Annotated in this window: 21 protein-coding genes; 11 read left to right on the top strand and 10 right to left on the bottom strand. The window is 71.8% G+C overall.

The genetic code is table 11. The annotated features are described in order from the left end of the window. Window positions 1–85: 85 nt before the first annotated feature. Window positions 86–1,525, bottom strand: coding sequence for a Bcr/CflA family multidrug efflux MFS transporter (locus tag ACWCQM_RS13580; RefSeq protein ID WP_450915455.1), 1,440 nt, complete (start codon window positions 1,523–1,525; stop codon window positions 86–88). An 85-nt stretch (window positions 1,526–1,610) separates the two neighbouring features. On the opposite strand from ACWCQM_RS13580, the gene ACWCQM_RS13575 reads away from it, so the two are divergent. After that, on the top strand, window positions 1,611–2,618 hold the full coding sequence (locus ACWCQM_RS13575) for a Gfo/Idh/MocA family protein (RefSeq protein ID WP_450915454.1): 1,008 nt from the start codon (window positions 1,611–1,613) through the stop codon (window positions 2,616–2,618). A 17-nt stretch (window positions 2,619–2,635) separates the two neighbouring features. On the opposite strand, the gene ACWCQM_RS13570 is transcribed toward ACWCQM_RS13575, so the two are convergent. Beyond that, a complete protein-coding gene (locus ACWCQM_RS13570; RefSeq protein WP_450915453.1) occupies window positions 2,636–4,300 on the bottom strand; it encodes an alkaline phosphatase D family protein in 1,665 nt (554 codons plus the stop codon). Window positions 4,301–4,443: 143 nt separating this feature from the next. Here ACWCQM_RS13570 and ACWCQM_RS13565 point away from each other — a divergent pair, with 143 nt between their 5' ends. The 3 genes from ACWCQM_RS13565 to ACWCQM_RS13555 all read left to right on the top strand — a co-directional run bounded on the left by ACWCQM_RS13565 (window position 4,444) and on the right by ACWCQM_RS13555 (window position 6,994). Continuing rightward, window positions 4,444–5,199: an SDR family oxidoreductase gene (locus ACWCQM_RS13565; RefSeq protein WP_450915452.1), complete on the top strand. Its 756-nt coding sequence runs from the start codon at window positions 4,444–4,446 to the stop codon at window positions 5,197–5,199. A 137-nt stretch (window positions 5,200–5,336) separates the two neighbouring features. After that, window positions 5,337–5,801: a lamin tail domain-containing protein gene (locus tag ACWCQM_RS13560; RefSeq protein WP_450915451.1), complete on the top strand. Its 465-nt coding sequence runs from the start codon at window positions 5,337–5,339 to the stop codon at window positions 5,799–5,801. A 338-nt stretch (window positions 5,802–6,139) separates the two neighbouring features. After that, window positions 6,140–6,994 carry a PhzF family phenazine biosynthesis protein gene (locus tag ACWCQM_RS13555; RefSeq protein WP_450915450.1) on the top strand — a complete coding sequence of 285 codons (855 nt, stop codon included), beginning with the start codon at window positions 6,140–6,142 and terminating at the stop codon, window positions 6,992–6,994. An 87-nt stretch (window positions 6,995–7,081) separates the two neighbouring features. Here ACWCQM_RS13555 and ACWCQM_RS13550 read toward each other — a convergent pair whose 3' ends face one another. Next, window positions 7,082–8,068 (bottom strand): aldo/keto reductase, encoded by a 987-nt coding sequence (locus ACWCQM_RS13550; RefSeq protein ID WP_450915449.1) that lies wholly within the window; start codon window positions 8,066–8,068, stop codon window positions 7,082–7,084. An 82-nt stretch (window positions 8,069–8,150) separates the two neighbouring features. After that, the gene (locus ACWCQM_RS13545) at window positions 8,151–8,765 is read right to left on the bottom strand and encodes a TetR/AcrR family transcriptional regulator (protein WP_450915448.1); all 615 of its coding nucleotides are present in this window, start codon (window positions 8,763–8,765) and stop codon (window positions 8,151–8,153) included. A gap of 106 nt (window positions 8,766–8,871) precedes the next feature. On the opposite strand from ACWCQM_RS13545, the gene ACWCQM_RS13540 reads away from it, so the two are divergent. The 5 genes from ACWCQM_RS13540 to ACWCQM_RS13520 all read left to right on the top strand — a co-directional run bounded on the left by ACWCQM_RS13540 (window position 8,872) and on the right by ACWCQM_RS13520 (window position 13,524). Beyond that, on the top strand, window positions 8,872–10,320 hold the full coding sequence (locus ACWCQM_RS13540) for an MFS transporter (protein WP_450915447.1): 1,449 nt from the start codon (window positions 8,872–8,874) through the stop codon (window positions 10,318–10,320). Window positions 10,321–10,364: 44 nt separating this feature from the next. Next, window positions 10,365–10,946 (top strand): GNAT family N-acetyltransferase, encoded by a 582-nt coding sequence (locus ACWCQM_RS13535; protein ID WP_450915446.1) that lies wholly within the window; start codon window positions 10,365–10,367, stop codon window positions 10,944–10,946. Between the two features lie 139 nt (window positions 10,947–11,085). Beyond that, entirely contained in the window at window positions 11,086–11,514 is a 429-nt protein-coding gene (locus ACWCQM_RS13530; protein WP_450915445.1) for a pyridoxamine 5'-phosphate oxidase family protein, read from the top strand. A gap of 3 nt (window positions 11,515–11,517) precedes the next feature. Next, window positions 11,518–12,288: a PIG-L deacetylase family protein gene (locus ACWCQM_RS13525; RefSeq protein WP_450915444.1), complete on the top strand. Its 771-nt coding sequence runs from the start codon at window positions 11,518–11,520 to the stop codon at window positions 12,286–12,288. Between the two features lie 204 nt (window positions 12,289–12,492). Further along, on the top strand, window positions 12,493–13,524 hold the full coding sequence (locus ACWCQM_RS13520; RefSeq protein ID WP_450915443.1) for a 7-epi-alpha-eudesmol synthase: 1,032 nt from the start codon (window positions 12,493–12,495) through the stop codon (window positions 13,522–13,524). Window positions 13,525–13,591: 67 nt separating this feature from the next. Here the strand turns inward: ACWCQM_RS13520 and ACWCQM_RS13515 are convergent, their stop codons facing one another. From ACWCQM_RS13515 to ACWCQM_RS13490, 6 genes are all read right to left on the bottom strand, one after another. Further along, window positions 13,592–14,854 (bottom strand): cytochrome P450, encoded by a 1,263-nt coding sequence (locus ACWCQM_RS13515; RefSeq protein WP_450915442.1) that lies wholly within the window; start codon window positions 14,852–14,854, stop codon window positions 13,592–13,594. After that, the gene (locus tag ACWCQM_RS13510) at window positions 14,851–15,456 is read right to left on the bottom strand and encodes a GTP-binding protein (RefSeq protein ID WP_073747482.1); all 606 of its coding nucleotides are present in this window, start codon (window positions 15,454–15,456) and stop codon (window positions 14,851–14,853) included. Before ACWCQM_RS13510 ends, ACWCQM_RS13515 begins: the two co-directional genes overlap by 4 nt. Further along, complete coding sequence (locus tag ACWCQM_RS13505; protein WP_073747480.1) at window positions 15,437–15,808, bottom strand: DUF742 domain-containing protein; 372 nt, start codon at window positions 15,806–15,808, stop codon at window positions 15,437–15,439. The genes ACWCQM_RS13510 and ACWCQM_RS13505 overlap by 20 nt, the downstream gene beginning before the upstream one ends. Further along, window positions 15,805–16,215 (bottom strand): roadblock/LC7 domain-containing protein, encoded by a 411-nt coding sequence (locus ACWCQM_RS13500; RefSeq protein ID WP_073747478.1) that lies wholly within the window; start codon window positions 16,213–16,215, stop codon window positions 15,805–15,807. Before ACWCQM_RS13500 ends, ACWCQM_RS13505 begins: the two co-directional genes overlap by 4 nt. A gap of 5 nt (window positions 16,216–16,220) precedes the next feature. Next, window positions 16,221–17,906, bottom strand: coding sequence for an ATP-binding protein (locus tag ACWCQM_RS13495; RefSeq protein WP_450915441.1), 1,686 nt, complete (start codon window positions 17,904–17,906; stop codon window positions 16,221–16,223). Window positions 17,907–18,266: 360 nt separating this feature from the next. Continuing rightward, window positions 18,267–18,698 (bottom strand): nuclear transport factor 2 family protein, encoded by a 432-nt coding sequence (locus ACWCQM_RS13490; protein WP_450915440.1) that lies wholly within the window; start codon window positions 18,696–18,698, stop codon window positions 18,267–18,269. A gap of 86 nt (window positions 18,699–18,784) precedes the next feature. Between ACWCQM_RS13490 and ACWCQM_RS13485 the strand changes: the two genes are divergently transcribed. Then, window positions 18,785–19,354: a PadR family transcriptional regulator gene (locus ACWCQM_RS13485; RefSeq protein WP_450915439.1), complete on the top strand. Its 570-nt coding sequence runs from the start codon at window positions 18,785–18,787 to the stop codon at window positions 19,352–19,354. Then, complete coding sequence (locus ACWCQM_RS13480; protein ID WP_450915438.1) at window positions 19,341–20,159, top strand: SGNH/GDSL hydrolase family protein; 819 nt, start codon at window positions 19,341–19,343, stop codon at window positions 20,157–20,159. Before ACWCQM_RS13485 ends, ACWCQM_RS13480 begins: the two co-directional genes overlap by 14 nt. The last annotated feature ends 33 nt before the right edge of the window (window positions 20,160–20,192 follow it).

The following is a 20,192-nucleotide window of genomic DNA, read 5'->3' as shown; positions in this document are numbered from 1 at the left end:
CAGTCTGGCCGGTGGAACACACCGGGCGCAACGGAGCGGGCCGGGCCGTGAGGCCACGGCCCGGCCCGGCCCGCCGGTACGCCGCTCAGCCCTCGGCCGGCTTCCGCGTCCCGGCCGTACTCCGCCACGGCCTGCACAGCAGCAGGAAGCACGCCATCGACGCGAGGGCGCAGACGACCTGCACCACGGCCATCGGGACGGCGGTCTTCTCACCGGCGATCCCGACCAGGGGCGAGGCGATGGCGCCGATCAGGAACTGGGACGTGCCGAGCAGCGCGGAGGCGGAGCCCGCCGCGTGCCTGGTGCGCATCAGGGCCTGGGTGTTGGTGTTGGGCATCGCCAGGCCCATGGCGGACATGAGCACGAACAGACCGGCGGCGACCGGCAGCAGGCCGACCTCGCCGAAGACCCCGGAGGTCATCAGCAGCAGGGCCACCGCGGCGACGGAGATGACGGCCAGTCCGAAGCCGAGCGCCTTGTCCAGGCTGACCCGGCCGACGAGCAGCTTGCCGTTGATCTGGCCGACGGCGATCAGCCCGACGGAGTTGATCCCGAAGAGCAGGCTGAAGGTCTGCGGCGAGGCCCCGTAGATCTCCTGGACGACGAACGGGGACGCGCTCACATAGGCGAAGAGCGCGGCGAAGGCGAGGCTGCCCGCGATCATGTATCCGGTGAACACCCGGTCGGCCAGCAGCCCGCGCATGGTGCGCAGCGCGTCGCCGATGCCGCCGGTGTGCCGCTGGGACACGGGCAGCGTCTCGTGGAGCCACTTCCAGACGACGAGCGTCAGCAGCACCCCGATCACGGTCAGGACGACGAAGATGCCCCGCCAGTCGGTGAACTGGAGCACCTGACCGCCGATCACGGGCGCGATGACGGGGGCGACCCCCGAGATCAGCATCAGGGTGGAGAAGAAGCGCGCCATCTCGTCGCCGTCGTAGAGATCGCGTACGACGGCCCGGGAGATCACGATGCCGGCCGCACCGGCCAGGCCCTGGAGGAGGCGGAAGCCGATGAGGAGTTCCGCGGTCGGGGCGACGGCGCAGATCGCGGTGGCGATCACGTAGACGATCATGCCGAGGAGCAGCGGCGTGCGCCGGCCCCATCGGTCGCTCATGGGTCCGACGACGAGCTGGCCGAGCGCCATGCCGGTGAGGCAGGCGGTCAGCGTGAGCTGGACGGTGGACGCCGGTGCGTGCAGGGAGTCGGTGACCTCCGGAAGCGCCGGGAGGTACATGTCCATCGAAAGGGGCGGCAGTGCGGTGAGCCCGCCCAGCACCAGGGTGACGAGAATTCCGGCCCGCCGTGCGGTGGCGGTGGCCGGGAGGCCCGGTGCGGTGTTCATGGAGGCGGCCTGCGCACCCGCGGTGGTGGGGGTGGCGCCTGGCGCGGTGGTCATGGAGGCGGCCGGGGCACCCACTGCGGTGGGGGTGGCGGTGGCCGGGGCGCCGGATGCGGCGCTCCTGCTGCTCGTCGGTATGTGCTCGTGCTCTTGCTGGGCCCGGCTCGCGCCGTTGTCCGGCATCCTCTTCTCCGCTTCGTTGAATCCGCATCTATGCTCTCAGGTCAGTCGTAGTGGTCGATACCTTTTTCTGTGAGAGCGGGCGGGCATGAGCGGGACTGTGCGTTGGGGTGTACTGGCGACGGGCGGCATAGCCGCGACGTTCACGGCGGATCTGCTGGCGATGAAGGACTCCGGCGCCGAGGTCGTGGCGGTCGCCTCCCGCACCGAGGCGTCGGCCAAGGCGTTCGCCGAGCGGTTCGGGATCGAGCGGGCGTACGGCAGCTGGGCGGAGCTCGTCGCCGACGACACCGTCGACGTCGTGTACATCGCCACCCCGCACTCCGCTCACCGCGAGGCGGCCGGGCTCGCGCTGGAGGCCGGCAAGCACGTGCTGTGCGAGAAGGCGTTCACCATCAACGCGCGTGAGGCGCGGGAGCTGGTGGACCTCGCCCGCGAGCGCGGACTGTTCCTGATGGAAGCCATGTGGACGTACTGCAATCCGCTCATCCGCCGGATGACGGAGATGGTGCGGGACGGCGTGATCGGCGAGATCCGCACGGTCCAGGCCGACTTCGGCTTCGCGGGCACCTTCGGGGCCGACCACCGGCTGCGTGATCCCGCGCTGGGCGGCGGCGCGCTGCTGGACCTCGGGGTCTACCCGGTGTCGTTCGCTCAGCTGCTGCTGGGCGAGCCGGACCGGGTGCAGGCCGACGCGCTGCTCTCCCCCGAGGGCGCCGACCTGAACACCGGCATCCTGCTGGGCTGGGAGTCCGGTGCCACCGCCCTGCTGGCCTGCTCCATCGTCGGGGACATGCAGACCACCGCCTCGGTCACCGGCACGAAGGGGCGGATCGACTTCCCGCAGGGCTTCTTCTTCCCGGAGCACTTCATCCTGCACCGGCCGGGTCACGAGCCCGAGACGATCACCTCGGGGCCGGGCCCGCAGGGCCTCTCGGGCATGCAGTACGAGGCCGCCGAGGTGAACCGCGCGCTCCTGGCGGGCGACAAGGAGTCCCCGCTGGTGCCGCTGGAGGGCTCCCTCGCCGTGATGCGGACGCTCGACGCGGTACGGGACCGGATCGGCGTCCGCTATCCGGCGGACGAGCGGGCCTGACTCCGGGCGGGGCCGGGTTACGCGGGGGTCAGCCCCGGGTTCCCGGCCTCGGTCACGAAGGAGCCGGCCGTGGAGACGGGGGCACCGGGCGTGGTGACCGCGGGGACCGTGCGGAAGTCGGCGCGCGCCTGCTCGGTGCCGAGCGTGACGAGGGCGTAGCCGCGGCGTCCGTTGTAGAACTTCATGTGCGGGTTGGCCTGCATCTGGTTGTTCCAGCTGGCCGGCTTGTCGGAGCCGTCCTTGCCGCTGGCGATCGAGGTGGCCACGATCTCGGTGCCGACGGTCCGTGAGGCCGGGTCGTCGAAGTCCTTCTTCAGGTCGAAGCCGTAGCCGACGTGCACGTCCCCGGTGAGGACCATCAGGTTCTCGATCCCGGCGGCCTCCGCGCCGTCCATGATCCGCTGCCGGGAGGCGGGGTAGCCGTCCCACGAGTCCATGGACAGCTTGTAGGCGTCGGTCGGTACGTCGCGCCGCTGGGCGAAGGTGACCTGCTGCGGCACGACGTTCCAGCGGGCGGACGAGGTCTTCCAGCCGTCGAGCAGCCAGCGCTCCTGGGCGGCGCCCGTCATGGTGCGCGCCGGGTCCTCGGACTCCGGTCCGGGGACCTTCCAGCCGTCGCCGTAGGCCTGGTTGCTGCGGTACTGGCGGGTGTCGAGGATGTCGAACTGCGCGAGCCGGCCGAACCGCAGCCGCCGGTAGAGGCGCATGTCGGGGCCGGTGGGGCGCTGCGGGGTGCGGAGCGGCTGGTTCTCCCAGTACGCCCGGTAGGCGGCGGCCCTGCGGAGCAGGAACTCCTCCGGCGGGACGCTGTTCTCCGGGGTGTCGCCCGCGTAGTTGTTCTCCGTCTCGTGGTCGTCCCAGGTGACGACGAAGGGGTGCGCGGCGTGGGCGGCGCGCAGGTCGGGGTCGGACTTGTAGAGGCCGTACCGCATGCGGTAGTCCTCCAGCGTGAGCGTCTCCCGGTTGAAGTGGTCCGGCAGGACGCGGTCGGTGTAGGCGCGGGCGCCGCCGACGGCGGTGACCGCGTACTCGTAGAGGTAGTCGCCGAGGTGGAAGACCACGTCGACGTCCTCGGCCGCGAGGTGCTGGTAGGCGGTGAAGTACCCGTCGTGGTACGCCTGGCAGGAGACGGCCGCCAGGGTCAGGGAGCTGTTGCGCGCGCCGGGGGAGGGCGCCGTGCGGGTGCGGCCGGCGGGGCTGATCCAGCTGCCCGCGCGGAAGCGGTAGTAGAAGTTCCGGTCGGGGTCGAGGCCGTCCACGTCCACGTGGACGCTGTGGCCGAACTCCGGGTGCGCGGTCGCGGAACCGCGCCGGACGATCCGCCGGAAGCGTTCGTCGCGGGCGATCTCCCAGCGGACCTGGACCCGCTCGGCGGGCAGCCCGCCGTCGGCCTCGTACGGGCGGGGCGCGAGTCTCGTCCAGAGCAGCACCGAGAACGGCAGGGGGTCGCCGGAGGCCACCCCGAGGGTGAAGGGGTCCTCGGTGATCTTCCGCGCGTCGAGCTCGGCGGCGGCCGCCGTGCCCGCGCCGGGCAGGTTGACGGCGAAGGCCAGGGCCGCGGCGGCACCGGTGACGGTGAGGAAGCGGCGGCGCCCGACCCCGGAGCCGAGCTGCCGGGCCGCGCTGCGCAGCTCCGGTGAATGGCCGCTCTGTCCGGGCGTGCCGATCTGTGCGGGTGTCATATGCCCCTCCCCTGCCGGATGTTGTCAGAGGCATTGGAGTGCCGGTCGACGACCTACCGTTGGCGGGTACACAACATCCTTATGGCGGTGCGATGAGCACCGGGTGCCGGCCGCCGCGAAACCTCCCGTTACGCTGCCGGGCCATGAACGCTGAGCAGAGAATCGCCGTCGTCACGGGTGCCGGATCGGGCATCGGCCGGGCCGTCGCACTCACCCTTTCGAGTGCGGGCTGGACGGTGGCCCTGGCGGGGCGGCGCGCCGACGCGCTGGAGGAGACGGCCGCGGGGGCCGGGCCGGGCGCGATGGTGTGCCTGCCCACCGATGTGGGCGACCCGGACGGAGTGGCCGCGCTCTTCGGGGCCGTACGGGACCGGTTCGGCAGGCTCGACCTGCTGTTCAACAACGCGGGGACGTTCGGCCCCCGTTCGGTGCCGGTCGAGGATCTCGCGTACGAGGACTGGCGGACGGTCGTGGACGTCAATCTGACGGGCACGTTCCTGTGCGCGCAGGCGGCGTACCGCCTGATGAAGGAGCAGGACCCGCAGGGCGGCCGGATCATCAACAACGGCTCGGTCTCCGCGCACGCGCCGCGCCCGCACTCGATCGCCTACACGGCGACGAAGCACGCGGTGACGGGCCTGACGAAGTCGCTGTCGCTGGACGGACGGCCCTACCGGATCGCCTGCGGGCAGATCGACATCGGCAACGCCGCGACGGACATGACCGAGCGGATGAGCGCGGGAATTCTCCAGGCGAACGGTGAGGTGGCCGCGGAGCCGGTGATGGCGGCGGCGGACGTGGCCCGGACGGTGCTGCACATGGCGGGGCTGCCGCTGGAGGCCAATGTGCAGTTCGCGACGGTGATGGCGACGAACATGCCGTACGTGGGCCGAGGCTGATCCCTTTCTATTTTTGCTTGCCCGGAACTGGCCCTGGAATGACAGATTTTGTCGATTTCCAGGGCTGGGCCCGGGCAAGCGCATGCTGCCCGTATGCTGCTGACCTTCACCAGATGCACACAGAAGGACCACAAAGCATGCGCATACGCACCGCCGCGCCCCTCGCCCTGGCCGCCGCCACCGCCCTGGCCGGCTCGCTCCTCGCCACGGCTCCGGCCTCGGCGGCCTCCCATCAGGGCGGGCTGCACCTCGGCAAGATCCAGTACGACAGCCCCGGCAAGGACACGCGGACGAACACGTCCCTGGTCGCCGAGTACGTGGACATCCACAACAACGGGAAGTCCAAGCTGCAGCTCAAGGGCTACAAGCTGAAGGACAACACCGGCTACACGTACACCTTCCCGAGCTTCACCGTCGCGGCGGGCAAGACGGTCCGCGTCCACACCGGCAAGGGCACGAACTCCGCTGCGCACGTGTACTGGAACCGCGGCTCGTACGTCTGGAACAACACCGGGGACAAGGCCCGGCTGATCAAGCCGAGCGGCTCGCTCCTGGACTCCTGCTCGTGGGGCAAGGGCACCGGCGTCAAGGTCTGCCACTGACCGCGAGGTCTTCGACCTGACCACGGGGCCGTCCACCGGCCGCGAGGTCTTCCACCGACCGCGAGGTCTTTCACCGACCGCGAGGTCTTCCACCGACCGCGAGGTCTTTCACCGACCGCGAGGTCTTTCACCGACCGCGAGGTCTTTCACCGACCGCAGTGAACGGGCCGCCGCGGCCAGGGGGGTACGCGGGCGGGCCCAGGGTGCTCCGTCCGGATCAGGCCGGCATTGATCCGAGCGGAGAGGCCCGAGGGCGTGGTCCGGGGAGTCAGGACCCCGGACCGCGCCTGCGGACGCCGTCGGGAATGCGATCGCCCGTCTCCCGGTTGACCTGCGACATGAGTCCACTCCCCAGCGCCGAGGTCCTGCGCTACACCGCGTTCTCCGCCGATCCGGCCGGCGGCAACCCCGCAGGCGTCGTCCTGGACGCCTCCGAGTTCGACGACGCGGAGATGCTCGCCGTCGCCGCCGAGCTCGGGTACAGCGAGTCGGCCTTCCTCACCGCGCCGGACGGCCGGGGCGGATACACCGTCCGCTACTTCAGCCCGAAGGCCGAAGTGCCCTTCTGCGGCCACGCCACCATCGCCACCGCCGTCGCGCTGGCCGAGCGCGACGGCCCGGGCGACCTGCTGTTCACCACCGCCGCCGGGCCGGTCCCCGTCACGGTGACCCTGGAGGGCGGCGAGCTCCGCGCCACCCTCACCAGCGTCGAGCCGCACTCCGAGGACATCTCCGCCGGTGACCTGGCGGAGGCCCTGGCGGCCCTGGACTGGCCGGCCGGCGACCTGGACCCGGCCGTGCCACCCCGGATCGCCTACGCGGGCGCCCGCCATCTGGTGCTGGCCGCCGCGAGCCGGGAACGCCTCGCGGATCTCTCGTACGACTTCGCCCGCCTGGAAGCGCTCATGCACCGGCTGGAGCTGACGACCGTTCAGCTGGTATGGCGGGAGTCCCCGGCCGTCTTCCACGTCCGTGACCCGTTCCCGGTCGGCGGGGTGGTCGAGGACCCGGCGACGGGCGCCGCGGCAGCCGCCTTCGGTGCGTACGCCCGTGAGCTCGGGCTCGTGCCGGACGACGCCGTCCTCACCCTGCACCAGGGTGAGGACATGGGCCGCCCCGGCACCCTCACCGTCACGCTCCACCCGGGTGACGCGCGGATCAGGGTGAGCGGGACGGGCACCCGCATCGGCTGACCCACCGAGCCCCGGGCCGCCCTCGCTCCGGGCCGCCCTCGCTCCCGGCGGCCCGCGCTCCGGCGCGTTGTGCCGGGGCGCTCCCGCCTACGCGAGGAGGTCCGCGATCTCCTTCAGCAGAGCGGGGCTCAGCGGCCCGTGGGCGAGGGCGCCCGCGTTCTCCTCGACCTGGGCGACCGTCCGGAAGCCGGGGATCGGCACCGTCCTGCCGCTGCGGGCCCAGAGCCAGCCGATGGCTCCCTGGGCGAGCGTCCGGCCGTCCGACGTCAGCACCTCGCGGATCGCCTCGACCCGTGCCGCCCACTGCGCCGAGGGCACTCCGCCCGCCTCGAACCAGTGCAGCCACGCGGGCGGGGCGGACCGGATGTCCCCGGCCCGTGCCCGCCTGTCCGCACCGCGCGGGCCCGCGAGGAGGCCCATCGCCAGAGGGCTCCGGATGATGCCGAGCAGGCCCCGCTCCTCGCCCAGGCTGAGCATCCCGGGGGCGTCCTCCAGCACGTTGCAGGCGTGCTGGACGGCCGCGCAGTGCTCACCCTCGGCGAACAGCGCCGCGCGCTCCGGGTCGTCGGTGCTCCACCCGTAGGCGCGGATCAGCCCTTCGGCCACGAACCCTTCGCACGCCCCGCGCAGTTCGGCCGCCTCGTCGAGCGGGGTATCGCCCAGATGCAGCTGGAAGAGGTCGATCCGGTCGGTCCCCAGCCTGCGCAGGGAGGCGATGAGCGCCTCGCGGGCATAGCCCGGCGAGCGGTCGGCCCCGTCCATCGTCCGGGTCCGCTCGTCGAAGAGGTTGCCCCACTTGGTGGCGATGAGGACCTCGTCCCGTCTGCCCGCGAGCGCCTTGCCCAGCACGCGTTCGCTGTGCCCGGCCCCGTACACGTCCGCCGTGTCGAAGAAGCGCACGCCCAGTTCGAGCGCCCGGCGGATCGCGGCCACCGACTCCTCGTCGTCGACCCTGCCCCAGCCGAGCGGGCTGCCGTCGGGCGTCGACCACTCCCCGCCGATCGCCCAGCACCCGAGGCCGAGCGCCCCGGTCCCGATCCCGCTGCGGCCCAATGGCCTCGTCTGCCAGTCCATGTCTGTCCGCGTGTCTGTCCGCATGGGCGCAGAAGCTACGAGTTGGAGTGCACAAGAGGTCAAGCGCCCCTGTCCGGCGGCCTCATCGGACCACGTACGCACCCGCCCTCGCCGCCACCGCCGCCGCCTCGGCCGCACGGTCCGCGACCGCCTCGTCCAAGGGGTCGCCGCTGGCCAGCAGCCGGTAGTAGAGAGGGGCCGACACCGCCCTGATCACCTCCCGGGCGTCGGTGCCCGGCGGCAGCTCGCCCCGCTCGGCGGCGGCGGTGACACAGCCGGCCCACTCCTCGACGCGTACCGCGTAGAAGCGGTGCAGGGCCTCGGCCGTGCGGGCGTCGCAGGTGGCCGCCGCGATCACGGCGGCGAAGAGGGGGCCCTGCCGCGGGTCGGTCAGCGTGCGCAGGACCAGCCGCGCGTTGGCCCTGAGGTCCTCGTCCAGCGAGCCCGTGTCCGTACGCGGCACGGACTGCTCCGCCATGTCGTGAAGCAGATCGGCGACCAGCCCCGCCGTGGTGGACCAGCGCCGGTAGACCGTCGTCTTGCCGACCTCGGCCCGGCGCGCGACATCGGCCAGGTCGAGCCCGTCGAAGCCCTGCTCGACCAGTGCGTCACCGGCGGCGCGCAGCACGGCCTCACGTACCCGGGCGGTGCGCCCGCCGGGCCGGACGGTGCCCGGCTCCGCTTCCTCAGCAGCCATAACGGGTCTCCAGTTCCATTAGTTGGCCATTTCCTGCTACGGTGACGCACATATTAACGGAACCGCAGATCCATTAAGCCTCGTGGGACTCCAGGAAGGGCACCTCATGTCCACATCCAGCAGCACGGCACCCGTCGCCGCGCCCCCTCGGGCGCCCGTCGTCCGCATGACCGGCCGTCAGAAGCTCGTCCTCGTCCTCCTCCTCGGCGCACAGTTCATGATCGCCGTGGACTTCTCCATCCTGAACGTCGCACTGCCCGCCGTCGGCGAGGGCCTCGGGTTCACCCTGGCCCACCTCCAGTGGATCGCCACGTCCTTCGCCCTCGCGGCGGCCGGGTTCACGCTGCTGTTCGGGCGCGTGGCCGATCTTGTCGGCCGTAAGCGCCTGTTCATGGGCGGAATGGCCGTCCTGGGCCTCTCCTCCGTGCTCGGCGGGCTCGCCACCTCGCCCGAGGTCCTGCTCACCGCGCGGGTGCTCCAGGGCCTGGCGACCGCGGCCGTCACCCCGGCCGGACTGGCCCTGCTGACCACGGCGTTCAAGGAGGGCCCGCTGCGCGAGCGCGCACTCGGCCTCAACGGCGCCCTGATGTCCGCCGGTTTCACCGCGGGCGCGATCCTCGGCGGACTGCTGACCGATCTGCTCTCCTGGCGCTGGGCCTTCTTCGTCAACGTCCCCGTCGCCGCGCTCGTCGTCGCCCTCGCACCGTCCGTGATCAGCGACTCCCGGCCCGCCGAGCGCCCGAAGCTCGATCTGCCCGGCGCCGCGACCGTCACCGGCGGCCTGCTCCTGCTGGTCTACGGGCTGACGCAGGCGGGCGAGTCCGGCTGGACCACGCCCACCACACTGACCGCGCTCCTGGCCGGCGCGGCACTGCTGGTGGGCTTCTGGTTCGTCGAGAAGCGGGCGGCCGCGCCGCTGGTCCCCGTACACATCCTCAGGCGCCGCAGCGTCATCTGGGGCAACGCCACCGGGCTGATCGCCTTCGTCACCGAGACCTCCCTGGTCTTCCTGCTGACGCTCTACCTCCAGGAGGTACTGGGCTACTCGCCCCTCGCGACCGGTCTCGCCTTCGGCGTCCTCGGGATCGGCACCGTGGCGGGCGGCATGCTCGGCGGCCGGGCGGTCGGCCGGTTCGGCAACCGGCGCACCATCGTCATCGGCGGCATCATCCAGGCCGCCGCCACCCTCTCCCTGGTGGCGCTCGGCACCTCGGGCGGCTGGATCGCGCTGCTGCTGGCCGCGACGTTCGTCGGCGGCGTCGGCAACATGCTGATGATCGTGGGCTTCATGGTCACCGCCACCTCGGGCCTTCCCGACGAGGAGCAAGGGCTCGCGACCGGCCTGGCCACGATGACCCAGCAGGTCGGCATCACGATGGGCATCCCGGTCATGAGCGCGATCGTCACCGCGCGGATGGGCACGGCGACCGGGCCCGGCGCGGTGCTGTCGGGGGTGTCGGCGGCGGTCCTCGTCAACTCGGCGCTGGTGCTGGCGGGCGCCCTGCTGGCCGGGGCGTTCCTCGGCAGGCCGGGCAAGCGGGCGTCCGCCGGGTGAGTCGGGCGCGGGTGCGGGAGGGGACGGGCGGCAGGATGACGCCCATGGCACAACCGCTGACCGTCCCCAGCATGACCGCCGGACCCGATTTCGTCCTGCGCCCCTGGGAGATGAGCGACCTGCCGCTCCTGCGCGAGGCGGCGAAGGACGACTACATCCCTCTGATCACCCCCGTCCCCTCGCCGTACTCCGACGAGGGGGCGCAGGCCTACGTACGGCGTCAGTGGGACCGGGCCGCGACCGGCGCCGGATACCCGTTCGCCATCGCCCGCACCCGCGACCGGCGCCCGGTCGGCTCCATCGGCCTCTGGCTCAGGGACGCGGCCGAGGGCCGGGCCTCGCTCGCCTACTGGATGACCGGAACCGCCCGCCGCCAGGGAGTCGCGGGAGCGGCCCTGCGCACGGTCACCACCTGGGCCCTGCACGATCTGCGCATCCCCAGGGTCCAGCTCCTCGTCGAACCGTGGAACACGGCCTCGCTCCGGACCGCCGAGAGCGCCGGCTACGAGCGCGAGGGCCTGCTGCGCGGCTGGCAGGAGATCGGGGGCCGCCGCCGGGACATGCTGATGTACGCCCGCCTGGACGACGCCGGGTTCCCGGATGGCCGGACGCCCCCGAGCGGCTGAACACCAGGCGTCTCCACCTGCCGGCCCGGCGCCGGGAACAGGCGGACCCGGCGGGCGTGTGACTCCACCGCCTATCCGGGGCAAGCGTTGCATAATGCGCCTTCGAGGCATCGTCCCCCGATCATCCGAGGAGCCCGCCATGGCCTTGACCCGCACCGAGCGTGAACTGTTCCTGGCCGAACCGCACATCGGCGCCCTGGCCGTGGACGCGCCCGAGGAGGACCGGGCGCCGCTCACCGTGCCCATCTGGTACCAGTACGCACCCGGCGGCGACCTGTGGATCATGACGGGGCGCGACTCCCGCAAGGGGCGGGCCATCGCCGCCGCGGGCCGCTTCAGCCTCATGGCGGAACGCCTCACGCCGACCATCCGCTACGTCTCCGTCGAGGGCCCGGTCATCGCCACCCTGCCCGCCACCCGTGAGCAGCTGGTGGAGATGTCCTCCCGCTACCTCCCCGCCGAGAAGGTCGAGGGCTACGTCGACTTCGCGTGGAAGGAGCACGGTGAGCAGGTGGTCATCCACATGCGTCCGCAGCGCTGGCTCAGCTCCGATCTGGGCTCACTCTGAGCCGTGCCCCCTCCAGGGGCGGCCCTGCTCGCCGTGTTCGCCCACCCCGACGACGAGGCACTGGTCGCGGGCGGGGTCCTCGCCCGGCACGCCGGGTCGGGCGCGCGTACGCGTGTCGTCACGGCGACCTGGGTGCCGGACGGCGACAGGGCCGCCGAACTGGCCGACGCCTTACGCGTGCTCGGCGCGGGCGCGCCGCGCATGCTCGGTTACGCCGACCATCGCGTCCCGGACTCCGCGCCGAGGCGGCCCCGCTGGACCGATGTGCCGCTGGACGAGGCAATCACGCGACTGGTCGCCGAGATCAGGGAGTTCCGGCCGGAAGTGGTCGTCACCCATGACGCGTACGGCGGGCTGACCGGCCACCCCGACCACCGGCACACCCACCGGGTGACCGCCCTCGCCGTGCGGGCCGCAGGCCTCCCGCACCTCTGCCCGGAGGCCGGAGCGCCCTGGCTGCCCGACGCCCTCTGGCTGGCCACCCACCCGCACTCGGGCGTCGGGGAGCTCGGCGCCCTGCTGGCCCGTGCGGGCAAGACCGCGCTCAGCGTGCCGGACGACATGGTCACCGCGACGGTGGACGTACGCCCGTGGCTCGACCTGAAGTGGCGGGCGATCCTCGCGCACCGCAGCCAGGTGGACCGCGAGCGCCCCCTTCCCGGCATCCTGTCCCGGCTCCCGGAGAAGGCCCGTCACCGGATCATCTCGACCGAGTACTTCACCCACGTGGAGCTGAGGCCCGCGGCGCGCGGCACGGGACCACTGCCCGGCTGACCTCCCGCCCCGTCCTCCCGGGCACCCGGAATTCTTCGAACGGATCTTGTCGCATAGATCGTTTAGGGTCTGGGCAGCATCAGATCGCACATGATGGATCATCAGTTCTGATCTCGAAACGTGCACTTCGAGTCAATGGGCGTCAATTCCGATCGCCCTGTCGCAGGGGCGGGGGCCTGTGAATCGTCTCCAGAGAGGACGCCAATGCCGCAGGACGTCACATTCGACCTCCCCTTCAAAGCCCCGGTGAGCGAGCACCTCGCGTACGCACGCGAGCACCACCTCCGCTGGGTCTGGCAGATGGGCCTGGTGCGCAGCCAGGCGGGGTTCGAGGAGTACCAGTCCTGGGACCTGCCCCAGGCGGCGGCGCGGACGTACCCGTACGCCTCGGCCGATGACATGGTCGTCCTGATGAACTGGTTCTCCCTGGCCTTCCTGTTCGACGACCAGTTCGACTCCGGGAGCCCCGACCGCGCGGACCGCATAGCCGAGGTCGCGCGGGAGCTGATAGCCACCCCGCTGCGCCCCGCCGGGACGCCGCCTCGCGTGGTCTGCCCCATCACCACCGCCTGGGCCGAGGTGTGGGCCCAGCTCTCGGATGGCATGTCCCTGACTTGGCGCACGCGGTTCGCCGCGTCCTGGGGGCGCTTCCTCGTGGCGCACACCGAGGAGGTCGACCTCGCGGCCAAGGGCAGGGCGGGAACGCTGGGCATCGAGGAGTACGCGGAGTTCCGCCGCCGCACGGTCGGCATCCACCACAGCATCGACGCGGGTGAGCGCAGCCGCGGCTTCGAGGTGCCGGCTCAGGTGCAGGCGCACGGGCTGATGGTCAGGATGCGCGATCTGGCCGCCGACACGATCGGGTTCATGAACGACATCCACTCCTTCGAGCGCGAGAAGCGCCGGGGAGACGGCCACAACCTCATCGCCGTGCTGCACCGGGAGCGCGGGTGCAGCTGGGAGGAGGCCGCCGACGAGGCGTACCGGATGACCACCGAGTGCCTCGACGAGTACCTCGAACTGGAGGCGCTCGTCCCGGGGATGTGCGAGGAGCTCGGTCTCGGCACGGAGCAGCGGAACCAGGTCCGGATGGGTGTGGAAGCCATCCAGCACTGGATCAGCGGCAACTACGAGTGGGCGCTGACCTCGGGCCGCTACTCCGCCGCGAAGGAGGGCCCGGCGGCCACCGCCGAGCTGGCCGGCCGGGGATCGCTGGACGATCTGCTCGCCGTCTGAGGGACCGGAAGCCCGGCCCGCCGGAGCGGGCCGGGCGGGTCGGGCGAGCAGCCGACTCGAGGCGCGCTCAGGCGCCCTGCGCTGCGAACTCGACCGGCAGGCTGTCCAGCCGCGCCTCCCAGGTGGAGGCGGTCGAGGTGAGGTCGTCCGCGGGGACGGCCAGGCGGAGTCCGGGCAGCCGGTGCAGCAGGACGTCGACCGCCGTCTCGATGATGGCCTGGCCGATGCCCTGGCCCGGACACTCGTGAGGACCGCCGCTGAACGCCAGGTGCGACTGGTTGCCGTGCACGGAGACCCCCGAGTCCGGCTGGATGTCCGGGTCGAGGTTGCCCGCGGCGAGCCCGAGCACCAGCAGGTCGCCCTCCTTGATCTGCGTACCGCCGAGTTCGAGGTCGGCGGTCGCGAAACGCCCCGGGAGGACCGCCAGCGGCGGGGTGTTCCAGAGCGCCTCCTCGACGACCTCGGAGACGGCCCGCTGGCCGCTGACGAGTCCCGCGAGGCGGGAGGAGTCGGTGAAGACCAGCTCCAGCACCCGGGCCAGCAGGTTGCTGGTCGTGGTGTGCGCGGTGATCAGCACCAGACGCAGATGGCTGAGGATCTCCCCCTCGTCGAGGCCCGCGGTGTGCGCGAGCAGCCCGGTGGTGAAGTCGGGGCCCGGCTCCTGGCGCTTGCGCTCGGCGAGTTCCCCGAGGATCTCCATGATGCGGTCGTTGTGGGCCATGGCGTCCGGCCCGCCCTTGATGACCTGGGCGCAGGAGACCGCGAGGCTGCGGCCTTCGGCGGCCGGGAGTCCGAACAGCCTGGTCAGCACGAGCATCGGCAGGTACTCGGCGTAGTCGCCCACCAGGTCGGCCCTGCCCTCGCCGGCGAACGCGTCGATCTGCTTGTTCGCGAAGTGCGTGACATGGCGCCGGATGCCGCGCCCCGCCAGGGTGTCCAGGTTGTCGGTGACCGCCCTGCGCAGCCTGCGGTGCGGCTCGCCGTCCTGGGACACGCAGTCGGGACGCCAGCCGAGCATCTGGATCAGCGGCGAGTCCTCCTCGACTCCTCCCTCGTTCCAGTCCCGCCAGATGCGCGAGTCCCGGCTGAACTGGAGGGGGTTGTCGAGCACGCGCCGGCTCTCGCGGTAGCCGAGAACCAGCCAGGCGCGGACGTCGCCCTCCAGGAGGACCGGCGCGACCGCGCCGTACTCCTTGCGCAGCCGTCCGTAGATGCCCTGCGGGTCGAGCGCCGCGTCCGGCCCGTACAGCCGGGTGAGCGCGTCCCCGCCGCCGTGCGCGACGGGGCAGCCGCGGGGAGCACCCGCGTCGTTCTCCTGACGGTCGGTCATCGGGGCTCCAGAGCGACGGCGGAACGCGCCTTGAGATGGCGGATCAGCGCGATCAGCACATCGCGGCTCGATGTCCGGTCACGGGCGTCGCAGGTCACGACGGGGGTGTGCTCGGGTATGTCCAGGGCGTCGCGGATCTCTTCGATCGGGTGGTCCTTGGAGTCGGGGAAGACGTTGAGGGCGATGACGAAGGGCACGTCCTGCCGCTCCATCTCCTCGATCGCCCGGAAGCTGGACGCCAGCCGCCGGGTGTCCACCAGGACCACGGCCCCGAGGGCGCCCTTGAACAGGCCGTTCCACAGGAACCAGAAGCGCTCCTGGCCCGGTGTCCCGAACAGGTACAGCACCAGCTCCTCGTTGATGCCGATCTTCCCGAAGTCCAGGCTGACGGTGGTCTCCTGCTTGTCCGCCACCCCGATCAGGTCGTCGACGTCCACGCTGGCCTGGGTCAGCGTCTCCTCGGTGGTGAGCGGCTTGATGTCGCTCACCGAGCGCACCAGGGTGGTTTTCCCGGTGCCGAAGCCGCCGGCGATCATCACCTTCACCGAGCGGGTGCCGCCTCCGGCCGCCTGGTCGGGGCGGTCAAAGCCTTTGAAGTCCACTGAGTACCTCCTCAAGGAGCGCGAGGTCGGGCCCGCGGCCGGCTCCTGACGCCGGGATGGGATCGCGGGCCTCGACGCGTCCTGCGTCCAGCAGATCGGCCAGGAGCACCGCGAGAATGTTGAAGGGCAATCCGAGATGGGCGCCGAGTTCGGCCACCGACAGCGGATCGCGGCAGCGCCGGAGTATCTCCTCGTGCTCGTGCTGCAGGCCGGGCACGGCTGCGGCACGGGAGATGATGAGGGTCGCCACGTCCAGGGTCGACGCCGAACCACCCGGTCCGCTGCGCCCTCCGGTGAGGACGTAGTAGCGCTCGAGACCGGGCGGGTCCGTGGGCCGGCGGGGACCACTCATCCAGAGTGCTCCTCCAGGCGCGGGCTGGTGCCGAGAAGCTCACCCATCCTTCGCGCCAGGTCCCTCATCTGGTGGCCGAGCAGGCCCTGGTCGAGCCCCTCCCTCGCGAGGACTCCGAGGTACGTCTCCACGCCGGCCCGTACGACGAAGAGGTGACCGCCGTCGACCTCGATCATCGCGAGGCGGAGCTGCCCGGCGTACTTGGGGAATTGCTCGGCGACGGGCTGCGCGAGCGCCTGGAGTCCGGCGACCACGGCGGCGAAGCGGTCCACGTCGTCGGGGTCGTCCGCCCCGTAGGAGGTGATGGCCTTGCCGTCGCTGGAGGCCACGAGGGCGAAGCGGATCTCCCGGATGCTCTCCGTCAGATCGCGGAGCGCCCAGCTCACGTCGGTTCCCTGTTGCGTCATGTGGACTAGTCGCTCTCTTCCGTGCGGTTGGACTCGCGTCCGGCAGTCGTCTCGCGAACGCCCGGGCCGGCGTCCTCGGTCGTCACCCGGGGCGGGGCGGTCTCACGTCCGGCCGTGGCGAAGGCGGCGAGGCCGGCGAACGACGCGTCCGGCGGCACTGCGGTCACGGACTCCACGGTCCGGTCGGCGGCGGCGCCCTGCCTGGCCGTCGGTGTGTCGCTCCGCCTGCTCCTGCGCCGCGGCAGGCCGCCGGGCGTGGTGTCCGTGATCTCGGTGGTCCCTGCGCTCGGGGCACCGTTGGCCGGCAGGCCGGTCGCGAGGGCCTCCCGGACGGGCTCGGCCTGTTCCGCGACGGGCCGGACCGGCTCGACGACGGGGGCGGAGAGGTGGCTGAAGTACTTGTGCGGAACCACCACGACCACCGAGGTGCCGAGCCACGGGGAGTCCGCGAAGGTGACCCGGATGCCGTAACGGCGTGCCAGGGCGCCCACGACGCGCAGACCCAGGTTGGCGTCCTCCGAGATACCGCCGAGACCGGGGCCCTTCGCGGTGCCCGCGATGGACTGCTCCGCCTCGCGCTTGCGCTCCTCGCTCAGGCCCTTGCCGGCGTCCTGGATCTCGATGCCGACCCCGTTGGGGACCTCCTTGCCGGAGACGACCACGGGCTCGCTGGGCGGCGAGTAGCGCGCGGCGTTGTCCAGGAGGTGGGCGAAGATCAGCGTGAGGTGGTCCACCAGACCGCCGTCGACGCCGAGTTCGGGGAGGTGGCGGACCTGGATGCGGTTGAAGTCCTTGATGCGGCCGATGCCGCCCCGGACCACGCTGAGCAGCCGCTGCGGTTCCTGCCACTGGCGTCCGGGCCGGTCGGAACCGCCCAGTACGCCGATGCTGGCGGCCAGGCAGTCGGCGGGACCGATCTCCTGGTCCAGCTCCATGAGTCCCTGGGCCACGGCGGGCAGCCGCCCGTGTTCGCCCTGCATCTCGTGGAGCCGGCCGCGCAGCCGCCCCGTCAGCACGTGGATGCGGCTGCCGATACCGACCACGGCCTGTTCGGCCGAGGTGGAACGGTTCAGTTCCTCCTCCACGCCGAGCAGCGCGGTCCGCATGACCTTGCGCAGCGCGGCGCGCGTCTCCGGGCTCGCGTCGGCCTCCTGGCCGACCTCCGCCAGGATGTCGTCGATGGCCTCACCCTCGCGCAGGCGCTTGATCGCCTCGGGGAGATGGCTGTCGCCGAGCCTGACGACGACGTCCCGCTGGAGTGCGATCCGCTCCTCCGTCGTGCGGGTCCATTCGGCGATCCCGGCCTCGTAGGCCTGGGTGTGCTCGGCCAGCCTGGCGTCGAAGGCCTTGGCCTGCTCGCCCAGCTGGGCTTCCAGCGCGGATCTCTCGGCCTCGAAGCGCTGCTCCCGGGACCGCACATCGGCGTATCTCTGCTGGGAGTGCTCGGTCTGGGCGGCGCGGAAGGCTTCGTCGGCGCGGCGCAGCTGGGTTCTGGTACGTACGAGGAGCCGCACGCAGACCGCGCCCGCAGCCGTGACAGCGGCACCGGCGAACGTCGCGGGTATCTGGACCTGGTCGGGCCCCGCCACCGCTGTGACGAGGGTTCCGGCTCCTAAGGCCAGCGGCATCAGCCACCAGCCGTACCAGGCGACCGGTGCTCGTGCCGCCGGGGGTGGAGTGGCAAGTTCCATCTACATCCTTCGAGAGCAACACTTTCGAACTGGGGGCGGCGCAGACGTCGCCCGGGGGGAGCGCGCAGCACCGCAGCGGCCGAGTGACATCGCGTCAACTCGCCGCGCCGCAGAGGAGCCTATCGGGTTCCAGATCGAATTGATCAACCCTCCTCCGCATACCGGGAGGTATTCGATCAAGCTCTGGCCGGAACCTTCCGGCGCCTCCGGAGCACGGCCCCGGCGGGGCAGGGGCGGCCGGGGATTCCGGCCCTCGCGGGCTGGGTGGCCGCTGGCCGGATAGTGCGGACGAGGGACTTCCGCGCGCCTCCGCTCCCACGGACTCCCCTCGGGCGCCCGTTCCCGTGACTCCCCTCCCCGTCAGCTGCCGTCCGGCCCGGGGACGAGGCCGTCGGCGACCAGGCCCGCGAGCACCGCCTCGCCCAGGGCGTGCACCGCGGACTGCGGGCGGACCATGACGGTGAACTCCTTGATGCGGCCCGCATCGTCGAAGTGGAGCAGGTCGATGCCGTGGATCTGCTTGCCGCCCACGGTCGCGCGGAAGACGAGGACCGCCGACGGCGCCTCGTCGCCCTCGGCGCCCGCCTCGGCCACGCCTTCGAGGTGGCCGACGTAACGGAAGTCCTCGAAGGTGCGCAGCAGGACCCCGAAGAGCCCCGACACCATGGGCCGGCCCTCGAAGGGGGTGAACTTCACCGGGCTGTTGAGGCGGATGTCCTCGGTGAACAGGTCGTTCAGCGCGGAGAGATCGCGCTTCTCCACGGCGGTGCGAAAGAGATCGGTGGTGTCCATGCCCGCTCCTCGTACTCAACAATGTGACTAGTCAGTTTCTTGAGTATGATGAGGTGGCGGACGAGAAAAGGGAAGGGGCCTCTGCGATGGCCTTGCGGCATGCCGTTCTGGCGGCGCTGCTCGACGGCGAGTACAGCGGATACCAGCTGGCCAAGGCGTTCGACATCGGTGTCGCGAACTTCTGGCACGCCCTGCCCCAGCAGCTCTACGCCGAGCTGGCCAAGCTGGAGAAGGACGGACTGGTCGCGGGCCGGCAGGTGGTCCAGGAGACCCGGCCCAACAAGCGGCTGTTCCGGGTCACCGGCGAGGGCCTCGCCGAGCTGGAGAGGTTCGCCTCCGCCGCGTCGAAGCCCTCCTTCATCCGTGACGACCTGCTCGTCAAGGTGCAGGCCGCCGACCACATAGACAGCGCGCCGGTGATCGGACAGCTGGAGGAGCGGGCGTCCGCCTCCGAGGCGAGGATCGAGCTCTTCGGCAAGCTGCTGCGGCACATGCGCGGCGACCTGGACGAGGAGGAGTTCCTCCTCCGGGGCGAGCGGATCGGGCCGTATCTGACCTGTATGCGCGGCCTGGCGTTCGAGCGGGACACCCGCGACTGGTGCCTGCGGATCTCAGCGGTTCTCCGGAAGAGGCGGAACGTCCATGCACAGCGGTGAGTACCTGCGTTACGTCGCGCTCGGCGACAGCCAGACCGAGGGCGTCGGCGACGGTGACGACACCACGGGCCTGCGGGGCTGGGCCGACCGGTTCGCCGAGCACGTCGCGGCCGTCAGCCCGTCCCTGGAGTACGCCAATCTGGCGGTACGAGGACGTGTCGCCCACCAGGTCCGCGCGGAGCAGCTGGGTCCCGCCCTGGCCATGCGCCCCGATCTGGCGACGGTCGTCGCCGGGGTCAACGACCTGCTGCGGCCCCGGTTCGACGCGGCGGAGGTGGCCGGTCACCTGGAGGAGATGTTCATCGCCCTCACGGCCGCCGGGGCCCATGTGGTGACGCTGACCTTCCCCGACATCGGGAAGATCGCGCCGATCGCCCGGCCCGTCAGGTCCCGCGTGTTCGAGATGAACACCCGCATCCGCGTTGCCGCCGCCCGGCACGGGGTCACGGTGGCCGAGACCGCGGAGCACGCCGTCGCCACCGACCCGCGGATGTGGAGCACGGACCGGCTCCACGCGAGCCCGCTGGGCCACGAGCGGATCGCGGCGGCCGTCGCCCATGCCGTCCGGCTGCCCGGGAGCGACGACACCTGGACGCTTCCGCTGCCGCCGCGGCCGGTTTCCACCGCCTGGCAGGCGGCGGTGGCCGAACTCCGCTGGGCGGCAGGGTTCCTGGGCCCCTGGCTCGGCCGCCGGCTGCGCGGCCGTTCCTCCGGCGACGGCCGCACCGCGAAGCGCCCGCTGCTGCTGCCGCTGGGCGCCGTACCCCCTTCTCCGGCGGACACGGGCGCACCGGAACCGGCGTAGGGACGCCGGAACCGGCTCAGCAGGGATGCCTGT

This window comes from Streptomyces sp. NPDC002125 (assembly GCF_053593715.1).
Note: the sequence above shows the minus strand (reverse complement) of the source record. Positions and strands in the feature narration are given on the sequence as shown.